Origin of the sequence: Blastococcus sp. HT6-4, from assembly GCF_039679125.1 — a bacterium.
Classification (GTDB): domain Bacteria; phylum Actinomycetota; class Actinomycetes; order Mycobacteriales; family Geodermatophilaceae; genus Blastococcus; species Blastococcus montanus.
This window is the reverse complement of sequence record NZ_CP155551.1, coordinates 2,303,458-2,321,221: the sequence shown is the minus strand read 5'-3', so window position 1 is coordinate 2,321,221 and position 17,764 is coordinate 2,303,458. Positions and strand designations below refer to the sequence as shown.

At 74.2% G+C, this 17,764-nt stretch carries 19 protein-coding genes; 4 read left to right on the top strand and 15 right to left on the bottom strand.

The window, feature by feature from the left end; genetic code table 11:
• Positions 1–85: 85 nt before the first annotated feature.
• Complete coding sequence (locus tag ABDB74_RS11175) at positions 86–961, top strand: alpha/beta hydrolase (RefSeq protein ID WP_346618558.1); 876 nt, start codon at positions 86–88, stop codon at positions 959–961.
• A 112-nt stretch (positions 962–1,073) separates the two neighbouring features.
• Entirely contained in the window at positions 1,074–1,703 is a 630-nt protein-coding gene (locus tag ABDB74_RS11170; RefSeq protein ID WP_346618556.1) for an AAA family ATPase, read from the top strand.
• Here ABDB74_RS11170 and ABDB74_RS11165 read toward each other — a convergent pair.
• From ABDB74_RS11165 to ABDB74_RS11130, 8 genes are all read right to left on the bottom strand, one after another.
• Entirely contained in the window at positions 1,679–3,136 is a 1,458-nt protein-coding gene (locus ABDB74_RS11165; protein ID WP_346618554.1) for a protein adenylyltransferase SelO, read from the bottom strand. The genes ABDB74_RS11170 and ABDB74_RS11165 overlap by 25 nt on opposite strands.
• 50 nt (positions 3,137–3,186) lie before the next feature.
• On the bottom strand, positions 3,187–3,528 hold the full coding sequence (locus ABDB74_RS11160) for a WhiB family transcriptional regulator (protein ID WP_346618553.1): 342 nt from the start codon (positions 3,526–3,528) through the stop codon (positions 3,187–3,189).
• Between the two features lie 250 nt (positions 3,529–3,778).
• Positions 3,779–5,977 carry an MMPL family transporter gene (locus ABDB74_RS11155; protein ID WP_346618551.1) on the bottom strand — a complete coding sequence of 733 codons (2,199 nt, stop codon included), beginning with the start codon at positions 5,975–5,977 and terminating at the stop codon, positions 3,779–3,781.
• Between the two features lie 6 nt (positions 5,978–5,983).
• On the bottom strand, positions 5,984–6,583 hold the full coding sequence (locus ABDB74_RS11150) for a helix-turn-helix domain-containing protein (RefSeq protein ID WP_346618550.1): 600 nt from the start codon (positions 6,581–6,583) through the stop codon (positions 5,984–5,986).
• Between the two features lie 106 nt (positions 6,584–6,689).
• Positions 6,690–7,019 carry a hypothetical protein gene (locus ABDB74_RS11145; RefSeq protein WP_346618548.1) on the bottom strand — a complete coding sequence of 110 codons (330 nt, stop codon included), beginning with the start codon at positions 7,017–7,019 and terminating at the stop codon, positions 6,690–6,692.
• A 41-nt stretch (positions 7,020–7,060) separates the two neighbouring features.
• A complete protein-coding gene (locus tag ABDB74_RS11140; RefSeq protein WP_346618547.1) occupies positions 7,061–7,465 on the bottom strand; it encodes a universal stress protein in 405 nt (134 codons plus the stop codon).
• A 154-nt stretch (positions 7,466–7,619) separates the two neighbouring features.
• Positions 7,620–8,090 (bottom strand): heme-degrading domain-containing protein, encoded by a 471-nt coding sequence (locus tag ABDB74_RS11135; RefSeq protein WP_346618546.1) that lies wholly within the window; start codon positions 8,088–8,090, stop codon positions 7,620–7,622.
• A gap of 34 nt (positions 8,091–8,124) precedes the next feature.
• Positions 8,125–8,991, bottom strand: a complete 867-nt coding sequence (locus ABDB74_RS11130; RefSeq protein WP_346618545.1) for a siderophore-interacting protein — start codon at positions 8,989–8,991, stop codon at positions 8,125–8,127.
• Between the two features lie 180 nt (positions 8,992–9,171).
• On the opposite strand from ABDB74_RS11130, the gene ABDB74_RS11125 reads away from it, so the two are divergent.
• A complete protein-coding gene (locus tag ABDB74_RS11125) occupies positions 9,172–10,002 on the top strand; it encodes an acyl-CoA thioesterase domain-containing protein (RefSeq protein WP_346618544.1) in 831 nt (276 codons plus the stop codon).
• 211 nt (positions 10,003–10,213) lie between these two features.
• On the opposite strand, the gene ABDB74_RS11120 is transcribed toward ABDB74_RS11125, so the two are convergent.
• The 7 genes from ABDB74_RS11120 to ABDB74_RS11090 are packed head-to-tail and all read right to left on the bottom strand — an operon-like array spanning position 10,214 to position 16,641.
• Positions 10,214–10,594, bottom strand: a complete 381-nt coding sequence (locus ABDB74_RS11120) for a VOC family protein (RefSeq protein ID WP_346623873.1) — start codon at positions 10,592–10,594, stop codon at positions 10,214–10,216.
• Between the two features lie 11 nt (positions 10,595–10,605).
• On the bottom strand, positions 10,606–11,781 hold the full coding sequence (locus ABDB74_RS11115; RefSeq protein WP_346618543.1) for an alpha/beta fold hydrolase: 1,176 nt from the start codon (positions 11,779–11,781) through the stop codon (positions 10,606–10,608).
• A 22-nt stretch (positions 11,782–11,803) separates the two neighbouring features.
• Positions 11,804–12,562: an SDR family oxidoreductase gene (locus ABDB74_RS11110; protein ID WP_346618541.1), complete on the bottom strand. Its 759-nt coding sequence runs from the start codon at positions 12,560–12,562 to the stop codon at positions 11,804–11,806.
• Complete coding sequence (locus ABDB74_RS11105) at positions 12,559–13,527, bottom strand: fumarylacetoacetate hydrolase family protein (RefSeq protein ID WP_346618540.1); 969 nt, start codon at positions 13,525–13,527, stop codon at positions 12,559–12,561. The genes ABDB74_RS11110 and ABDB74_RS11105 overlap by 4 nt, the downstream gene beginning before the upstream one ends.
• Complete coding sequence (locus tag ABDB74_RS11100) at positions 13,527–14,465, bottom strand: VOC family protein (RefSeq protein ID WP_346618539.1); 939 nt, start codon at positions 14,463–14,465, stop codon at positions 13,527–13,529. The genes ABDB74_RS11105 and ABDB74_RS11100 overlap by 1 nt, the downstream gene beginning before the upstream one ends.
• Before the next feature lie 29 nt (positions 14,466–14,494).
• Positions 14,495–15,625 (bottom strand): FAD-dependent oxidoreductase, encoded by a 1,131-nt coding sequence (locus ABDB74_RS11095; RefSeq protein WP_346618537.1) that lies wholly within the window; start codon positions 15,623–15,625, stop codon positions 14,495–14,497.
• 23 nt (positions 15,626–15,648) lie between these two features.
• Positions 15,649–16,641: a cyclase family protein gene (locus tag ABDB74_RS11090; RefSeq protein ID WP_346618536.1), complete on the bottom strand. Its 993-nt coding sequence runs from the start codon at positions 16,639–16,641 to the stop codon at positions 15,649–15,651.
• A gap of 75 nt (positions 16,642–16,716) precedes the next feature.
• Here ABDB74_RS11090 and ABDB74_RS11085 point away from each other — a divergent pair, with 75 nt between their 5' ends.
• Entirely contained in the window at positions 16,717–17,712 is a 996-nt protein-coding gene (locus tag ABDB74_RS11085; protein ID WP_346618535.1) for a LysR family transcriptional regulator, read from the top strand.
• Positions 17,713–17,764: the final 52 nt, after the last annotated feature.

Genomic DNA, 17,764 nt, shown 5'->3' with positions numbered 1-17,764 from the left:
CGTCGTCGCCGGACCTGGGCCGAGGGCGGACGCCGCCCGGGCGTCTGCCGGGACACCGCGGAGCCGGACGTCGTAGCGTGCCGCCATGCCGACGCAGACGTTCGAGATCTCCTCCGCCCACGGGGTCGCCGTCACCGCCTACCGCTGGGAGCCGGCCGGCCGGCCGCGCGGGATCGTGCAGCTGACCCACGGGATGGGGGAGCACCTGCTGCGCTACGAGCCGCTGGCCACCGCGCTCACCGGCGCGGGGTTCCTCGTGGTCGGGCAGGACCACCGAGGCCACGGCGCGACCGTGCAGGACGGGCGGTGGGGCGAGCTGGGCCCGGGCGGGTGGGGCGAGCTGGTCCGCGACATCGGCCGGCTGAGCGCTGCCGTGCGCGGCGACCACCCGGACCTGCCGCTGGTGCTGCTCGGCCACAGCATGGGCTCCTTCGCCGCCCAGCAGTACGTCCTGGACCACAGCGCGGAGCTCGCCGGGCTGGTGCTCACCGGGACGACGCTGCTGGACCTCCTCGAGCCTGCGGTCGACCTCGACGGTCCGACGGATCTGTCGGCGTTCAACGCCCCGTTCGAGCCGGCCCGGACCGAGTACGACTGGCTCTCGCGCGACCCGGCGCAGGTGGATGCCTACGTCGCCGATCCGCGCTGCGGCTTCGGCCTGGCCACCGAGGACAGCCGGCAGATGTTCGTCTCCGGGCGGGAACTGGCCGACGCCGACCGGCTGCGCGGGCTCCGGGGCGACCTCCCGGTCTACATCGCGGTGGGCGACGCCGACCCGCTCAACGGGCAGCTCGCCCTCGTGCACGCGCTGGTCGACCGGCTGCGACAGGCCGGTCTCCAGGACGTGACGCTGCAGGCCTACGCCGGTGCCCGGCACGAGGTCTTCAACGAGACCAACCGGGACGAGGTCGTCGCCGACCTGCTCGCCTGGCTGGACCGGGTGGTGCCGACGGCCGGCTGAGCCCCCGGAGGCGCTCGGCCGTCGAGGGGCGCGCACAGCAACCTCCCAGCGTGCGGGCACGGGAGCGGCAGGATCGGCGTGGAATGTCGGTCCCGACGCAGAGGAGGTCCGCATGGCCGTCGCATCGCCGCCCGCGGGCGAGCGCCGGGTCCGGCCGGCCCGCGCCGACCGTGGCGCGGTCCTGGTCGTCGTCGCCGGGCTGCCCGGCAGTGGCAAGACGACCCTGCTGCGGCGGCTGTCGGCCGAGCGCGTGCCCGGGATGACGGGGGTGGACTCCGAGCAGGTGGCCGCGCGGGTGCGGGCCGCCGGGGTACGCGCCCCCTACCGCCTGCTGCGGCCCGCGGTGCACCTCTGGCACCGGTGGCGGGTGCTGCGGGCGGTCGCCGGCTCGACGCCGGTGGTCGTCCTCACCGATCCGTGGACCGGTCCCCGGTGGCGGGCGGCGGTGCTGCGGGCCGCCCGGCGGGCCTCCCGATCGGTGCGCGTGGTGCTGCTCGAGGTCTCACCCGGGGAGGCGGTGCGCGGGCAGGAGGCCCGGGGGCGGTGCATCTCCGAACGCCGCATGGAGCGGCACGCCGCACGCTGGGCGGCGCTGCTCGCCGGCCCGGCGGGGACCGGCGGCGGACGGGGCACCGCGGACGTGCTCGCCGTCGACCGGGCAGCGGCCCGCCGGCTCACCCTGGCCGACATCCTCGCCGAGCTGCCGACAGTGAGCGGTCAGGTGCCGCAGAAGGTGCGGTAGACCCCGAAGTCCTGCGGGGCCGGGGCGGCGTAGCGCTCGAGGCCGGGCCGGACCACGTACGGCGAGGTGACGGCGTCGAGCAGCCGGTCGAACGGCGCCAGGTCGCCGTCGGTGGCCGCCTCGAGGGCCTCCTCGACGAGGTGGTTGCGCGGGACGTACACCGGGTTCACCCGGTCCATCAGGCCTGGGTCCGGGCCCAGGGCGCGCCAGCGCGCCAGCCAGTCGTCGAACGCCGCGAGGTCGAGCACCAGGCGGCGGACGGGCTCGGCGTCGTCGCGGGCCGCCCCGCCGAGCAGCCGGAACGCCGAGGTGAGGTCGACGTGGCCGCTGTGCAGCAGGGCGAGCAGTTGCTCGGCCAGCGCCCGGACGGCGGCGTCGTCGACGTCGTCGGGCAGGCCGAGCTTGGCGCGCATCCCGGCGGTCCACGCGGCCTCGTACTGCGGGGCGAAGGCGCCGAGCGCCTCGACCGCCAGGGGGACGGCCTGCTCCTCGTCCTCGTGCAGGAGGGGGAGGAGGGCCTCGGCGAGCCGCGCGAGGTCCCACTGGGCCACCACCGGCTGGTTGCCGTAGGCGTAGCGCCCGCCGGTGTCGATCGAGCTGTAGACGGTGGCCGGGTCGTAGGCGTCCATGAAGGCGCACGGCCCGTAGTCGATGGTCTCGCCGGAGATCGTCATGTTGTCGGTGTTCATGACGCCGTGCACGAAGCCGACCAGCATCCACCGGGCCACCAGCGACGCCTGCGCGGCCACGACGGCCTCGTACAGGGCGAGGGCGGGCCGCTCCGCGTCCGCGGCGGCCGGGTGGTGCCGCGTGATGGCGTGGTCGGCGAGCCGGCGGAGCAGGTCGGCGTCGCCGGTGGCGCGGGCGTACTGGAAGCTGCCGACCCGCAGGTGGCTGCTGGCGACGCGGGCGAGCACCGCTCCGGGCAGCAGGGTCTCCCGGCGCACGGGCCGCCCGGTCGCCACCACGCTGAGCGAGCGGGTGGTGGGGATGCCGAGGGCGTGCATCGCCTCGCTGATCACGTACTCGCGGAGCATGGGGCCGACGGCGGCCAGCCCGTCGCCGCCCCGGGCGAACGGTGTGCGCCCGGAGCCCTTCAGGGCCAGGTCGCGCAGCCGGCCGTCGGCGTCGGCGACCTCGCCGAGCAGGAGTGCGCGCCCGTCACCGAGCCGGGGGACGAACCCGCCGAACTGGTGGCCCGCGTAGGCCTGGGCCACCGGGGTGGCGCCGTCGGGGACGGCGGTGCCCACGAGGAGGCGCAGCCCTCCGGGGCTGCGCAGCGCCGCGGCGTCGAGCCCGAGCTCGGCGGCGAGGGGCTCGTTGAGCGCCAGCAGGCGCGGCTCGGGAGCGTCGTCGGCCTGCCAAGGCAGGGCCATCTCGGGGACGTCCCGGGCGAAGCTGTTGCCGAGCACGGGTGCCGGTGCGAGGTCCACCCGTCCGAGGGTACGAGCGGAACCGGCGGCCGGCCCGTGTGCGGCCGGGGTCAGGCGCTGATCGCGTCCCGTCGCTGCAGGCGCACCCGGCGACGCTCGCGCTCGGACAGCCCGCCCCAGATGCCGAACCGCTCGTCGGAGGCGAGGGCGTACTCGAGGCACTCGTCCCGCACGGGGCACCCGGCGCAGACGCGCTTGGCGTCGCGGGTGGAGCCGCCCTTCTCGGGGAAGAAGGCCTCGGGGTCGGTCTCGGCGCAGAGGGCGTCGAGCCGCCACTCGTCGTCGGGGGCGAACGCCTCCGGCCACTCGGGGGCGGGGACGGGCCGCGGCGCCGGCGAGGCGGGCCCGAACTCCGTGAGCAGGGTCAGGGACGGGCGGGGCAGGGACGACACGGGAGGCTCCTCGAGTAGGCGTGCGGTGCGCCGACATGACCTGCCGGAAAGACGCGATTGCTCACCGTGACGTTACGGGCACCGACGCCCGGCGGGCACTGGCAGAAAGTGAACGAAACCGACCGGTTCCTTGGTGTGATGTGTCGACGTATCGACCTCGCGTGCGCCGGTGTGCGCCGTACGGCGCGGCCCGCCTCCCGGAGGCGGGCCGCGCGGTCGTGCCGGGGCGGGCGGCCGGGCCGCGCCCCGGTCAGCGCCGAGGGGCGCCGACCGGTTCGCGGGAACCGCTGCCGGCCGGTGCCGCCTTCTCGAGGGCGGCGCCCTCGACGTCGAGGGTGGGCAGCCAGCGCAGCCAGCGCGGCAGCCACCAGGCGCGCTCGCCCAGGAGCGCGAGGGCGGCCGGCACGAGCACCATCCGGACGACGAAGGCGTCGAAGAGGATGCCGGCGGCGAGGGCGAAGGCGATCGACTTGATGGTCGCCTCGCCCGCCGGCACGAAGCCGGCGAACACCGAGAACATGATCAGCGCGGCCGCGACGACGACCGGGGCCGCCTGGCGGAAACCGGTGCGGATGGACTCCAGCGGAGCGGCACCGTGGCTGTGCGCCTCGTGCATCCGGGACACCAGGAAGATCTGGTAGTCCATCGCCAGCCCGAACAGGATGCCGATCACCAGGATCGGGGTGAGGCTGATCAGCGGTCCGGTGGTGTCCAGGTTGACCAGGCCGGCGAGCCAGCCCCACTGGAACACCGCCACCGTGGCGCCGAGTGAGGCGCCGATGGTGAGCAGGAAGCCCAGCACGCCGACCAGCGGCACCAGCAGCGACCGGAAGACGAGCACCAGCAGCACCAGTGCCAGGCCCACGACCAGGGCGAGGTAGACCGGCAGCGCCTCCTCGAGGCTCTGCGCGACGTCGACGCTGACCGCGGTGGCGCCGGTGACGGACGCCTCGACGCCGTCCAGGTCGGCGAGCTCGGCGCGCATGTCGGCCACCAGCTGCTCGGTCGCCGGGTCGGTGGGGCCCGACTCGGGGATGACCGTGAGCAGGGCCGCGCTGCCGTCGGCGTTGGGCACCGGCGGGGTCACCAGGGCGACGTCATCGAGCCCGGTGATCGCGCCGGTGGCCGCCGCGGCCGCCGCGGGAGCGCCGTCGCCCTCGAACAGGACGGTGATCGGGCCGTTGACCCCCGCGCCGAAGCCCTCGGCGAGGAGCTGCTCCGCGCGGGCCTGGGTGGAGCCCTCCGGCGGGTTCTGCACCAGCGTGGTCTGCATCGAGAAGAACGGGATCGAGATGACGCCCAGGGCCACGATCGTCAGCAGCAGGGACAGCACGCGGCGGTGCGTGACCGTCGTCCCCCAGCCTGCGAGGAAGCCACGGCCGCCGGCCGGGGCCGCGGTGCCGGCGGTCGCCTCCTTGGCGGCGGCACGCTGCTTGCGGGGCAGCGCCCGGTGGCCCAGGAAGCTCAGCGCGGCGGGCACCAGGGTGAGCGCGACCAGCACGGCGATGACGACGGTCAACGCGGCGGCCACACCCATCTGGGTCAGGAAGGGGATCCCGACGACGAAGAGGCCGGTGAGCGCGATGACGACGGTGAGGCCGGCGGTGACCACGGCCGAGCCGGCGGTGCCCACGGCCGTGCCGATCGCCGTCGGGACGTCGGCGCCGCTGCGCAGCTCCTGCCGGTACCGGGTGACGATGAACAGCGCGTAGTCGATGCCGACGGCAAGGCCGAGCATCGCGGCGAGGGTGGGCGTGGTCGAGGACAGGTCGATGAAGCCGGTCGCGATGGTCACGCCCAGCACGCCGATGCCCACGCCGACGACCGCGGTGAGCAGGTTCATGCCGGCCACGGCGAGCGAGCCGTAGGTGACCGCCAGGACCACGAGGGCGACGACGACGCCGATGACCTCGCTCGCCCCGCCGACGTGCGGGGCCTCCTGGGTCGCCTGGCCGGACACCTCGACGGTGAGGTCGCCGGCGCCGGCCTCCTCGACCGTCTCCAGCAGAGCCTCCTGCTGCTCGGGGGTGACCTCGCCGGGGGCGGAGTCGTAGGTGACCGTGCTGTAGGCGGTGGTCAGCTCCGGGTTGACCGCCGGCGCGGTCGGGTCGAGGGGGTTGCTGGCGGAGGCGACGCCGGGCAGCTGCTCCAGCTCGGCGACCAGCCCGACCAGGGCCGCGGCGTTCTCCGGCGTCGTGACGGTCTCCCCGTCCGGTGCCTGCACGACGACGCGGGCGGTGGCCCCGTCACCGACGCCGCCGAACTCCTCGCCGATCCGCTCGAGCGCGGTGGTCGACTCCTGGCCGGGGATGGAGAAGGTGCTCGAGGTCTCGCCCGCCAGCGTGGCCGCACCCACCCCGCCACCGACGAGGAGGATCAGCCAGACGGCGACCACGGTCAGCCGGTGCCGGTGCGAGAAGGCACCGATGCGGGACAACAAGACAGCCATGCGGGATCAGGCCTCCACCTGGACGGAACGGGGAAGAGCAGCGCCCGGACGGCGATGACCGAGGGCGTCGAAGCAGGTCGCGACGATGGCGGCGCGCCAGGTGGCGGGCTCGTCCTGGCAGTGCGCGGCGAGGGTGAGGACGGCGAGCGCCGACAGCGCCCCGACGGCGCGGATGGTGCGGTCGGTGACGGGCGCCCCGAGGTCGACGCCGAACGCCTGCAGCGCCGTGGCGCCGGCGGCGTCCAGCTCGGTCGGCCCGGCGTCGGCGCCGCCCTGGGTCAGGGGGGCCAGGAGCAGGGCGACGGTGCCGGGGTGGGCCAGGGCGACGTCGACGAGCACGTCGAGGGCCCGCCGGTCGCGCTCCGGGCCGAGGGGGAGCGCGGCGACCTGGTCGAGCACGCGCTGCCCGAGCGTGCCGGCCTGGGCGAGCACGGCCTCGTAGAGGGCGTCCTTGCTGGGGAAGTGGTGCAGGAGGCCCGCCTTGGACAGGCCGACGGCGTCGGCGATGTCCTGCACCGACGTCTTTCCGAAGCCACGCCGGGCGAACAGTGCTGCGGCCCGATCGAGGATGCCCTCGTCGATCTGCTGCCGGAACGGTCGCGTCACGCGGACAAGGGTACGAGCCGCCGACCGGATCGGTAGGCCCACCGACCGATTCGGTCGGTAGCGTTGGTCACACCGGACGGTTGCGGCCGCGAGGTGCGGGTCGGGCTCAGGCCGCCAGCGGGTGGTGGTGGCAGCGGCCGCTCGTCGCGGCCCGCGCCGCGCACGGGGCGCCCGCCTTCGTCCGGCCCCCGCTGTCGCCGCACCGGGCCGGGGCGTCGGGCCGGCGGTCCGCGGGCGCGCCGGCGCCCGGGCGGACGAAAGGCAGGACGACGGCGTCGGTGCGCGCGTCGACCGGGGCGGGGCGTGCGGGGGCGGGGCGTACCGGGGTGGCGGTGGTCCCGGGGCGGTCCCCGCCGGCGCGGCGGTGCAGGGCCGCGCCGGCGGCGATCCCGGCGGTCAATGCGGCGAGGGCGGTGGCGACGTGGCGGGGGCGCATGCCTCCCTCATCGGCACGTCACACGCCCGGTGGAACGCCCGTCAGCCGCCGCGCTGCACGGGCTTGACCGCGAGCACCGGCCGGTCGGCCTCGAGCAGGATGCGCTGGGCGCTGCTGCCCATGAGCAGCTTGCCGACCGGGGAGCGCCGGCGCAGGCCGATCACGATCACCGACGCGTCGACCTGCCGGGCCACCCGCAGGACCTCGTCGGCGGCGTCACCGCCGTGCGACGTCTGGCGCAGGTCCAGCTCCACACCCTCGCCTGCCGCGCGCTCGGTGATCTCGCGAATCGCGTCCTCGGGCGCGACGTCGACGCTCACCGCCGCGCCGCTGCGGGCGGTGTTGAGCACCACGAGCCCCTCGGACCGCCGCCGCGCCTCGACGAGGGCCGCGGTGAACGCTGCCTCGCCCTCCGGGGTGGGGACGTAACCGACCAGGACCGTCATGACAGCTCCTCGGTGTCGCTCGGGTGCTCGGCGGATCGCCGGCGGGGGAGTGCGGTGCCGATCGCCGGGAGAACCGGGGCCGGCCGGACCACGCCCAGCAGCGTGCCAGAGATCGGTGCCGCCGGCGCCGGATCGCGGCCGTGAGCGACGGGGCTCAGCGGCCCAGGTGCTGACGGAGGACGCCGACGAGCATGCGGTGGTCGTCGACCTGGGGCAGCCCGGACACCGCGACGACGCCGACCGGGCCGACGTCGCGCACCAGCAGCGGGAAGGCGCCGCCGTGCGCGGCGTACCGGGACGGGTCCAGCCCGAACTCCTCCTCGAACGTCGTGCCCCGCGCGATGCTGTCCTGCCGCACGTAGAGGGAGCTGTGCCCGAAGCGGTGCACGACGCGGGACTTGCGCTCGATCCACGACGCGTTGTCCGGGGTGGCGCCGGTCAGCGCCGCCGAGAACAGCCGGTGGTGGTTGCGGCTGATCTCGACGGCGACCGGCGCGGCGTCCCGGCGGGCGGCGGCGACCAGCGCGCAGCCCAGTTCCCAGGCGTCGTCGTTGGTGAAGGAGGTGAACTGCAGCTCGTCCTCGTCCGCGGCGAGCTCGGCGAGGGGCGGGAACGACTCGGGCATGGCCCCTTCCTACCGTGGGCCGCCCCGGACCCGCTCACCGTGCGGCGGCGGACTCCTCGGCCTCGATGGCGGCGTTCCACTCGCGCTTGCCCGACTGCCAGCGGTCCTCGGTGTCCCCGCGCCGCCAGTAGCCGGAGACCGACGTCCACTCCGGGTCGAGCCCGCGCTCGGCCCGCAGGTGCCGGCGCAGCTCGCGGACGGCGTGCGCCTCGCCGTGGACGAAGACGTGCCCGTTGCCGGCCGGGAGGGGTACGCCCCGCACGGCCTCGACCAGGGCCTCGCCGGGCGCGGCGTCGCCCCGGTGCAGCCAGCGCAGCTCGACGCCCGGGCCGGCGACGACGTCGTGCTGCTCCTCCTCGGGTCCGGCCACCTCGACGAACGCCAGGACGCGCGCGCCGGCCGGGAGCTGCTCGAGCGTGGCCGCGATCGCCGGGAGCGCCGCCTCGTCGCCGGCCAGCAGGTGCCAGTCGGCGTCCGGCCGGGGTGCGTACGCACCGCCCGGGCCCATGAACTGGATGCGGTCGCCCGGACGGGCGGCGGCCGCCCAGGGACCGGCCAGCCCCTCGTCGCCGTGGTGCACGAAGTCGATGGTCAGCTCGCCGGCCACCGGGTCCCAGGCGCGCACGGTGTAGGTGCGGGTGACCGGCCACTGGTCCGGCGGCAGCTCGGCCCGCACCTGCTCGACGTCGTAGGGCACGCCGTACGACGCGCCGGCCGGCGGGAAGAGCAGCTTGACGTAGCGGTCGGTGAACTCTCCGGTGGGGAAGGTCGCCAGGCCCTCGCCCCCGAGCACGACGCGGACCATGTGCGGGGTGATCCACGAGGTGCGGACGACCTCACCCACCCGCGGCGTCCGCTTGCGCGGCGGTCGCCCGTCGCCGTTCCGTCGTGGCTCGCTCATCCGTGCTCCGCTCTCCGGTCGTGCGCGTCGACCGCCGTCTCGACGTCTCTGGGTGTGCGCCGAGTATCCGGGGAGATCGCCGCGTGATCACGTGAGAGGTGCGTCACCAGTGCTCGCACGTCTCGGGACCACGCCCGGCCGGGGCGCGGCTGCCCGACCGGCGCGGGCTAGATTCCCGAGGTGCAGACCGCGGCTCCCGGCATCGACGAAGGGCGAGAGCCGACCGTCCTCGACGTCCTGACGCTCGAGGAGATCGACCGCGATCTCTACCGCAGCACCCTGGTGTTCGCCGATCCGTTCCCGCTCTACGGGGGCCAGGTCCCCGCCCAGGCCCTGCACGCCGCGGGCCGGACCGTCGGCCCCGACCGCCTGCCGCACTCGCTGCACGGCTACTTCCTGCGCAGCGGTGACGCGGCGCGGCCCACGGTCTTCCGCGTGGACCGGGACCGGGACGGCGGTTCGTTCTCCGCCCGCCGCGTGGTCGCCCTCCAGGGCGGCGAGGTCATCTTCAGCATGTCCGCCTCCTTCCACGTCGCGGGCCCGGGCCCGGACCTGCAGGTGCAGGAGGCGCCCGGCGCCGAGCCGCCGGACGAGTCCGCGGACCTCGAGATGCCCCGGCTGTTCTCCATGGAGAGCCGGCGTCCGCCACAGCCCTTCCCGTCGGGGCACTGGCCCACCCGGTTCTGGGCGCGCGCGACGGTGCCGCTGCCCGAGGACCCGCTCGTGCACGCCTGCGTGCTGGCCTACCTGTCCGACATCGGCACCGGGCTCTCCGCGCTCCCCGAGGACGAGGCCAGCCCGGGGCCGAGCCTCGACCACGCGGTCTGGTTCCACCGCCACGCCCGGCTCGACGACTGGGTGCTCATGGACATGACCCCGCGCACCGTCGCCGCCGGACGTGGTTGGTACACCGGGTCGATCTTCACGCCGGCCGGCGCGCTGGCGGCGAGCTTCGTGCAGGAGACCCTCTTCCGGCCGGGCAGGAACCCCTTCCGCCCCGAGCGCGGATAGCCCCACGCCGCACGTCGCCCGCGCCGTCGTCGAGGCGTCGGTGCAGGTGGGCGAGCAGGGCGGCACCGCCGCTGGATGCGACGCCTCCTGGGCAGTCCACCGGGCGGACGCCGGCGGCGCTCGAGTTGTCCTGCCGAGCCCCGGCCACGCACCCGCCCCCTCGAGCGGTCGACCGCGGGTCGGCTGCCATCGAGGGGTGCGAGCGAGCCGGTCAGTCGACCACGTGCAGCTGGTCCATCCACCTGACCTGCCAGACGTGACCGTCGGGATCGGCGAAGCACCCGGAGTAGGTCGACGCATCGTCCCGGACGGGGAGTGGGTTCCCGCCCGAGGCGAGCGCCTTCCCGACGAGGTCGTCGACCTCCGTCCGGCCCTCGACGGTCAGGCAGTTGACGACCGTCGGACCGGCCGCGGGGTCGCCCGGCGGAACGGGGAACGAGTCCCGCGTCAGCAGCTTCACCACGATGTTGTCGTCGATGACCACCGCCGTGGTGTGCTCGTCGGAGGAGTGCTGGTTGATGCTGAAGCCGAGAGCCTCGTAGAAATCCCTCGACGCCGGCAGGTCTCGCACCGGCAGCGTCACGAACAGCATGGGCACGGCGGTCAGCTCTTCAGCTCGGCGAAGGTGTCGCTCACCCAGTCGGCGATGAACGTGCTGACGTAGGAGAGGTGGTCCAGCCCGATGTGCTCGGTGGCGCCCTCCTCGGGGGTGAAGACCCGGAGCTCGCGCTTGGGCGAGTTGACCGCCTGGTCGTAGGAGCGGTGCGCCATCTCCAGCGGGATCTGCCGGTCGTTGGCGCCGTGCGCGATCAGGAACGGGACGGTGATCTGCTCGACGACGCCCTCGAGGTTCACGGCGTCGGCGAAGTCGAGGAACGCGTCGAGGTTCTTCTCGTCGCCCTCCTGGCCCCACACCCAGAGGACGTGCTCCCAGTAGTGGGGGACCGGACGCTCGCCCTCGCGCTCCTTGCGGCGGCGCTGCACCGCGCCCCAGTCGTGGTTGGCGCCCCAGGCGACGCAGAGCGCGAACCGCTTCTCGAACGCGGCGGCGCGGGGGGCGTAGTAGCCGCCCAGCGACCAGCCGACGATGCCGATCCGGGAGGCGTCGACGTCGTCGCGGGTCTCCAGCCAGTCGACGGCAGCGCCGGCCCAGACCTCGGTGTCGATGCGGGCGGTCAGCCCCTGCAGCCGGAGCGCCTCACCGGTGCCGGGCTGGTCGAGCATCAGGCAGGAGATGCCGCGGGCGGCGAGCTCCTCCCAGTGGTTGGAGGCGTACATGTGCTCCTTGGTGGAGTCCAGCCCGTTGACCAGCACGACGACCGGAGCGGGGCCGTCGTCGGTGGCCGGCGCCTGGCTGAAGTAGGCCGGCAGCGTGGTGCCCTCGTAGGGGATCTCGACGCGGGAGACGCGCGGGCTGTGGGTGTCGAAGGCCTTCTGCGCCAGCTCCAGCATCCGCCGGTAGGTGGGCACCCGGTTCGGGTCGGAGTGGGCGAGCATCCGCTCGGCCTGGGCGAGGTAGTTGCTGGCCCGGAACCACAGCTGCCCCGCGGTGCGGACGTGCCCGGCCTTCTCCGCCGCCTCGGCCTGGCCGACCAGCTGGTCGGTCAGCGCCCGCCAGGCGCGCAGGAAGTCCGGCGTCCCGGCGTCCTCGCCGGCGTTCGCGGCCTCCTTGATCGGCCGGCAGGCGCGGTCGACCTCGTCGATCAGCCCGCCGGAGTTCAGCGTCGCGACGACGCCGAGGTTCCAGGTGTAGGGGCCGGTGGGGAAGTACTCGAACACAGGTGGTCCTCTCGGGTCGTTCTCAGGAAGCGGTGCGGACGGCGTCGCTGATCGACTTCACGCCGCCGTGCGCGGTCATGCCGCCGTCGACGGGGATCTCCGCGCCGGTGATGAAGGAGGCCTCGTCGCTGACGAGGAAGAGCACCAGCGGGGCGACCTCGCCGACGGTCCCGGTCCGGCCGAGCGGCGTCTCGGCGACGTTGGCCGCCCGGAAGGGCGGCGCCGCCGAGGCGGTCATCGGTGTCTCGATGTAGCCGGGATGCACGGTGTTGACCCGGATGCCCCGCGGCCCGAGCTCCAGGCAGGCGGCCTTCGCCAGCCCGCGCAGCGCCCACTTGCTCGCCGTGTACGCGACGGGGAAGTGGCCGGTCAGGGCGGCGGCGGAGCCGACGACGACGACCGAGCCGCCTGCGGGCATCAGCGGGGTGAGGGCCTGGATGCCCAGCAGGGTGCCGGTCACGTTGACCTCCGACACCCGCGCCAGGTCGGCGGGGTCGACGTCGGCCAGCCGTGCCCGCAAGGTGACGCCAGCGTTGGCGACGAGCCCGTGCACGCGGCCGAAGCGTTCCCGCAGGTCGGCGGCGAGCGCCGCCCAGCCGCCCGCGTCGGTGACGTCGAGCCGGTGGTACTCGACCCCGGGGAGGGCCTCGATGGGCGCCTCCCCGAGGTCGAGAGCTATGGCGGTCGCGCCTTCGGCGGCCAGCAACCGGGCCGCGGCCGCCCCCTGCCCCTGGCCGCCACCGGTGACGACGACGACCTTCCCCGCGACCCGGCCGCTCACGCGGTGCGCTTCCGGACCCGTGGCCGGGGACGGGCCGGGGCGACGGGCGGGAGGTCCAGCCCGGGGACGACGCGGTTGCGGATGGTGCCGATGCCCTCGACGGTCATCTCGACGACGTCGCCGGGCTGCAGCGGGGGAGGGGTCTGCTCGCCGCGGCGTCCCCACAGCTCGGCCAGGCAGCCGCCGTTGCCGCAGGTGCCGGAGCCGAGCACGTCGCCGGCGCGGAGCCAGGTGCCGCGGGAGGCGTAGGAGATGAGCTCCTCGAAGGGCCAGCCCATGTTCGACAGCAGGTCCTGGCCGATCTCGACGTCGTTCACCGAGACGCGCATGTCCAGGGCGAGGAAGCCGTCGGGGTCGCGGTAGGGCTCCAGCTCGTCTGCGGTGACCAGCCACGGGCCGAGGGTGGTGGCGGAGTCCTTGCCCTTGGCCGGGCCGAGGTTGACCTTCATCTCCCGGCGCTGGAGGTCGCGGGCCGACCAGTCGTTGAACACGGTGTAGCCGAAGACGTGGTCGCGGGCCTGCTCGGGGGTGAGCGAGGCGCCGTCCTTCCCGACGACGACGGCGACCTCGAGCTCGAAGTCCAGCAGGTGCGACCCCGGTGGGACGGCGACGTCGTCGTGCGCGCCGACCAGGGCGTAGGGGTTGGTGAAGTAGAAGGTGGGCGCCTCGTACCACTCCGGCACGACGCCGGCGCCGTCCCCGACGCTCTTCACCACGCCCTCGACGTGCTCCTCGAACGCGACGAAGTCGCGCACGGTGGGTGCCTGCAGCGGCGGCAGCAGCCGCACCGACTCCACCGGCACGGCGGGGGCGGACAGCGCCTCGGCACCCGCCTCGAGCGCGGCGGGCAGCCCGGCGCGGACGAGGTCGAGGATCGTGCGGTCGCCGGGGAGTGCGTGCAGGCCCGCGACCCCGACTGCGCCGGCCTGCACGCGGCCCTCGGTCTCCCAGGTGGCGAACCGCATCAGACGGGAGGGGCCACGAACAGGCCCTTGTCCGGGTCGTTGAACGACCGCTGGGCGACGAACTCGTTCATCGCGTTGGCGGTGCCCCACTGGTCGGAGACCTCGGGGTTGCTGAAGTCGTAGACGTTCGGGTGCCAGGTGTCCTCGTCCAGCACCTCGAGCTCGGTCGTGTACTCGACGGTGTTGCCGTGCGGGTCGAGGAAGTAGCTGAAGGTGTTGTTGCCGGCCATGTGCCGGCCCGGGCCCCAGATCTTCTCCACGCCCTGGCGCAGCAGCCGGCCGGTGCCGCGCATGTACTCGTCGATGCCGCGCATCTCGAAGCTGGCGTGGTGCAGCGACGGGTGCGGCCCCCGGGCGATGGCCATGCTGTGGTGCCAGGCGTTGGTCCGCAGGAACCACATCATGCTGCCCATCCGCGGGTGCATGAGCGTGTCCGAGAGAGCGAACGAGAGGTGCTTCTCGTAGAAGGCCAGGGCGCCCTCGGGGTCGGCGGAGTTGATGACGACGTGGGACAGCCGGACCGGGATGGACTCGCCCTCCTCGATCTTCCGGTGCTGCCGCACCTCGACGTCCGAGCTCACCTCGATCGTGCGCCCCTCGTTGTCGAAGAACCGGAACCCGTAGCCGCCGCCGGGGGTCTGCAGGGTGCCGGGCTCGGTGACCAGCCGGACGCCGTCGGCCGCGAGCTGCCCGGCGAGGGTGTCGACGTCGGCCGCGCTCGCGGCACCGAACGAGATCAGGTCGATCCGCTTGTCGGTGGCCTCGCGCAGCCGGACGATGTACTGCTCCGGCGAGCCCTCGGCGGCGAGGAACGCCAGGCCGGAGTCGGTGTGCTCGGTCTTCAGACCCCAGGTGCCGGAGTAGAAGTCGAGCTGCTTGGCGAAGTCGGGCACGGCCAGGTCGACGTGCCGCAGGTGGGTGATCAGGCGCTGGGTCATCGGTGCGTCCTCGGTCGGTGTCGCAGGGGTCAGGCGGGCCGGCTGGTGAGCTGGGCGATCGAGCGGAAGAGGGCGGGGGCGTCGCCCTGCACGTGCTCCAGCTGCCACCGGGCCAGCTGGTTCGACGCGTCGACGACGGCCGTCGCCCGGTCGAGGCGACGGGCGTGTAAGGCGTCCCACAGGTCCTGGTCGAGTGCCTCCCGGGTGAGCAGCAGGTCGGTGAGGACGAAGGCGTCCTCCAGAGCCTGCGCGCCGCCCTGGGCGATCGTGGGCGGGCAGGTGTGCGCGGCGTCGCCGATCAGCACCGCGCGACCGCGGTTCCACGGCGCGGGCAGGATGTGCGTCCCGAACCAGGTGTAGTTGACCCGGCCCGGGTCGGTCAGCGTCTCGCGGATCTCGTCCCAGGGGCCGTGGTAGGCCCGCGACAGCTCCTTCATCACGGCGAGCTGCTCGTCCGGGGTGAGCGTCGACCGGTCCTGCGCGGGCTCGACGATGTAGGCGTAGAGGCTGTCCTCGCCGGTCGGGCAGTAGCCGGCGATGAACGACGGGCCGCCGTAGTAGAGGTCGGTGCGGGTGACGCTCGCCGGCCGGGGGCCGAACGCCCGCCAGATCCCCATGCCGACCGACTTCGTCTCCAGGTCGATGCCCAGCGCGCGGCGGGTCCAGGAGCGGATGCCGTCGGCGCCGACGACCAGGTCGTAGCGGCCGGTGGAGCCGTCGGCGAAGGTGACGTCCACGCCGTCCGCGTCCTGGCGCAGCTCGGTGTGCGTCGTGCCGTACCGCAGCTTCACGCCGACCCCGGTGGCCCGCTCGCAGAGGATGCGGGCCAGCTCCGGGCGGGGCATGCCCATGACCGCGGGCAGGTCGGGGCCGCCCGTCTTGGCGTCGGCGATCTCGGCGACCACGGTCCCGTTGGGGTCCGGCGCCCGGATCCCGGTGGTGTCGAAGGCGTACCCCTTCTCCTGGACCTGCTCCCAGACGCCGAGGGTGCGCAGCTCGCGCAGGGCATTGCCCTGCAGGGTGATGCCTGAGCCGATGGCGGCGACGTCGGGCTTGATCTCCGCGATCTCGACGGCCACACCGGCCTCGGCCAGGCGGATGGCGGTGGCGGTGCCGGCGAGGCCGGCACCGACCACGAGCACGGTGTTGACGGCGGGCATGTCAGGACTCCTTCGTCCGGTGGTCACTTGACGGCGATGGGGTTGACCGGGGCGCCGACGGCGCCGGTCACGGGCAGGGGCGCGGCGGTGAGGAGGAAGTCCCAGACGCCGTCGTCGGCGCAGTCGGCGGCCAGTGCATCGAGGTCCCACATCTCGCCGAGGAACAGGCCGATGTGGGGGATGGCGACCTGGTGCAGCGGCTGGAAGGCGACCTCGAACTCGTTGGGCCGCACCTCGAAGCCCCAGGTGTCGGTGGCGATGCCGGCGATCTCGGTGCCGTGCAGCCAGTCGGCGGTGGTGAACGACAGGCCGGGGGCCGGGCCGCCGGCGTACTCGCCCCACCCGCGGCCCTCGGCGATGTCGCGGCGGGCGCGGGTGAGCTGACCGGTGCGCACCAGCAGGAGGTCGCCGCGGCCGACGCGGGCGCTGTCGCCCTGCGCGGCGATGGTGGCCTGCAGGTGCTCGGCGGTGATGGCGAAGCCGTCGGGCAGCTCGCCGTCGGTCCCGAGGGCGCGGCCGACGTCGAGGAGCACGCCGCGGCCGGTGATCAGCGAGGCGACGGTCTCGATGCCGGTGACCGCGTCGCCGGCGCTGGTGACGACGTTCCCGGCGCGCCGGCCGTTCCACGCGTTGCCGTGGTCGAAGATGTGGCCGAGCCCGTCCCACTGGGTGGAGGACTGCAGCGGCATGGCGATGACGTCGTCGGCGCCGCCCAGGCCGTGCGGGAACCCCTGACCGCGTTCGGCGTCGGTACCGGTGTCGAGCATGGTGTGCACCGGGTTGGTGCGCCGCCGCCAGCCCTTCTGCGGGCCGTCCATGTCGAAGCGCTGGGACAGCGAGAAGCTCACCCCGCGGCGGACCAGCCGGGCCCCCTCGACGCGCTTGTCCTCGGTCAGGAAGTTCAGCGTGCCCAGCACGTCGTCGGCGCCCCAGCGTCCCCAGTTCGAGCAGCGCTTCGCCGCAGCGGCGATGGCGCCCTCGGGGTCGGTCGGGTCGAGCTGGTCGGGCGTGAGCACGGGGGTCCTCTCCTCGGACTGCGACGCGCATCACGCTGCGGGACCGACCCCTCACCCGGGAAGACGAGATGTCTGATGACAGGCATCAACGGCGTCGATACAGTGCGCCGGGTGAACCTGGCGAGCCTGGACCTCAACCTGCTGGTGTCGCTCGATGCGCTGCTCCAGCAGCGCAGCGTCACCAGAGCCGCGGCCCAGATGGGGTTGAGCCAGCCGGCGCTGTCGGCGTCGCTGGCCCGGCTGCGCCGCCACTTCGACGACGAGCTGCTCAGCCGGGCGGGCAACGAGTACCGCCTGACCCCGCTGGCGGTGCAGCTCAAGGACCTGGCGCGGATGGCCCTCACCGGGGTGGAGCGGGTCTTCACCGCCCAGCCGGTCTTCGACCCGGCATCGTCCCGGCGCGAGTTCTCGGTGGTGGTCAGCGACTACGGGGTCGCGGTGCTGGGCGACACGATCGCCGAACTGCTGGCCGAGGAGGCCCCGCACACCCGGCTGCGGCTGTCGGCGAACACCCCCACCGTGGTCGACCGCGCCGACCAGGTGCTGCTGAGCACCGACCTGCTGGTGCTGCCGCACGGCTTCCTCACCGATCTGTCGCACCAGGACCTGTACCGGGACGAGTGGGTGTGCGTCGTCTCCGCCGACAGCCCGCTGGTCGAGCGGGGTCTGACCGTCGCCGATCTCGAGGCCATGCCCTGGGTGGTGACGTTCCACGGCCCCACCGCCTCCACGCCGGCCGCCCGGCAGATGCGGATGCTCGGCATCGAGCCGCGGGTGCAGGTGGTCACCGAGAACTTCCTGACCGTGCCGGGCCTGATCGCGGGCAGTGGGCGGATCGCGCTGCTGCAGCGCCGCCTGGTCGAGCTGCTGCCGCTCAACATCGGCATCCGGGCCCTGCCGTGCCCCTTCGACGCCGGCCCGCTGGTCGAGGCCATGTGGTGGCACCCGGTGTTCGACGACGACCCGGACCACATCTACTTCCGGGACCTCGTGCTGCGCGCGACGCGGCAGTCGACCGGCCTCGGCGCAGGCGTTATCGACAGCGGTGATGATCACCCCCAGGAGAAGTGATTTCCGCTCCGGCGTGCAGGTGCTGACACTTCGGCGGCAGTGACGCCCGTCA

What these genes read in the sequence shown, in the direction of transcription:
- ABDB74_RS11170 (WP_346618556.1), top strand. Translation starts at nt 1,074, where the DNA reads ATGGCCGTCGCATCGCCGCCCGCGGGCGAGCGCCGGGTCCGGCCGGCC.
- ABDB74_RS11100 (WP_346618539.1), bottom strand. Translation starts at nt 14,465, where the DNA reads ATGACCCAGCGCCTGATCACCCACCTGCGGCACGTCGACCTGGCCGTG.
- ABDB74_RS11085 (WP_346618535.1), top strand. Translation starts at nt 16,717, where the DNA reads ATGACAGGCATCAACGGCGTCGATACAGTGCGCCGGGTGAACCTGGCG.
- ABDB74_RS11105 (WP_346618540.1), bottom strand. Translation starts at nt 13,527, where the DNA reads ATGCGGTTCGCCACCTGGGAGACCGAGGGCCGCGTGCAGGCCGGCGCA.
- ABDB74_RS11130 (WP_346618545.1), bottom strand. Translation starts at nt 8,991, where the DNA reads ATGAGCGAGCCACGACGGAACGGCGACGGGCGACCGCCGCGCAAGCGG.
- ABDB74_RS11095 (WP_346618537.1), bottom strand. Translation starts at nt 15,625, where the DNA reads ATGCCCGCCGTCAACACCGTGCTCGTGGTCGGTGCCGGCCTCGCCGGC.
- ABDB74_RS11175 (WP_346618558.1), top strand. Translation starts at nt 86, where the DNA reads ATGCCGACGCAGACGTTCGAGATCTCCTCCGCCCACGGGGTCGCCGTC.
- ABDB74_RS11120 (WP_346623873.1), bottom strand. Translation starts at nt 10,594, where the DNA reads ATGCTGTTCGTGACGCTGCCGGTGCGAGACCTGCCGGCGTCGAGGGAT.
- ABDB74_RS11135 (WP_346618546.1), bottom strand. Translation starts at nt 8,090, where the DNA reads ATGCCCGAGTCGTTCCCGCCCCTCGCCGAGCTCGCCGCGGACGAGGAC.
- ABDB74_RS11145 (WP_346618548.1), bottom strand. Translation starts at nt 7,019, where the DNA reads ATGCGCCCCCGCCACGTCGCCACCGCCCTCGCCGCATTGACCGCCGGG.
- ABDB74_RS11140 (WP_346618547.1), bottom strand. Translation starts at nt 7,465, where the DNA reads ATGACGGTCCTGGTCGGTTACGTCCCCACCCCGGAGGGCGAGGCAGCG.
- ABDB74_RS11155 (WP_346618551.1), bottom strand. Translation starts at nt 5,977, where the DNA reads ATGGCTGTCTTGTTGTCCCGCATCGGTGCCTTCTCGCACCGGCACCGG.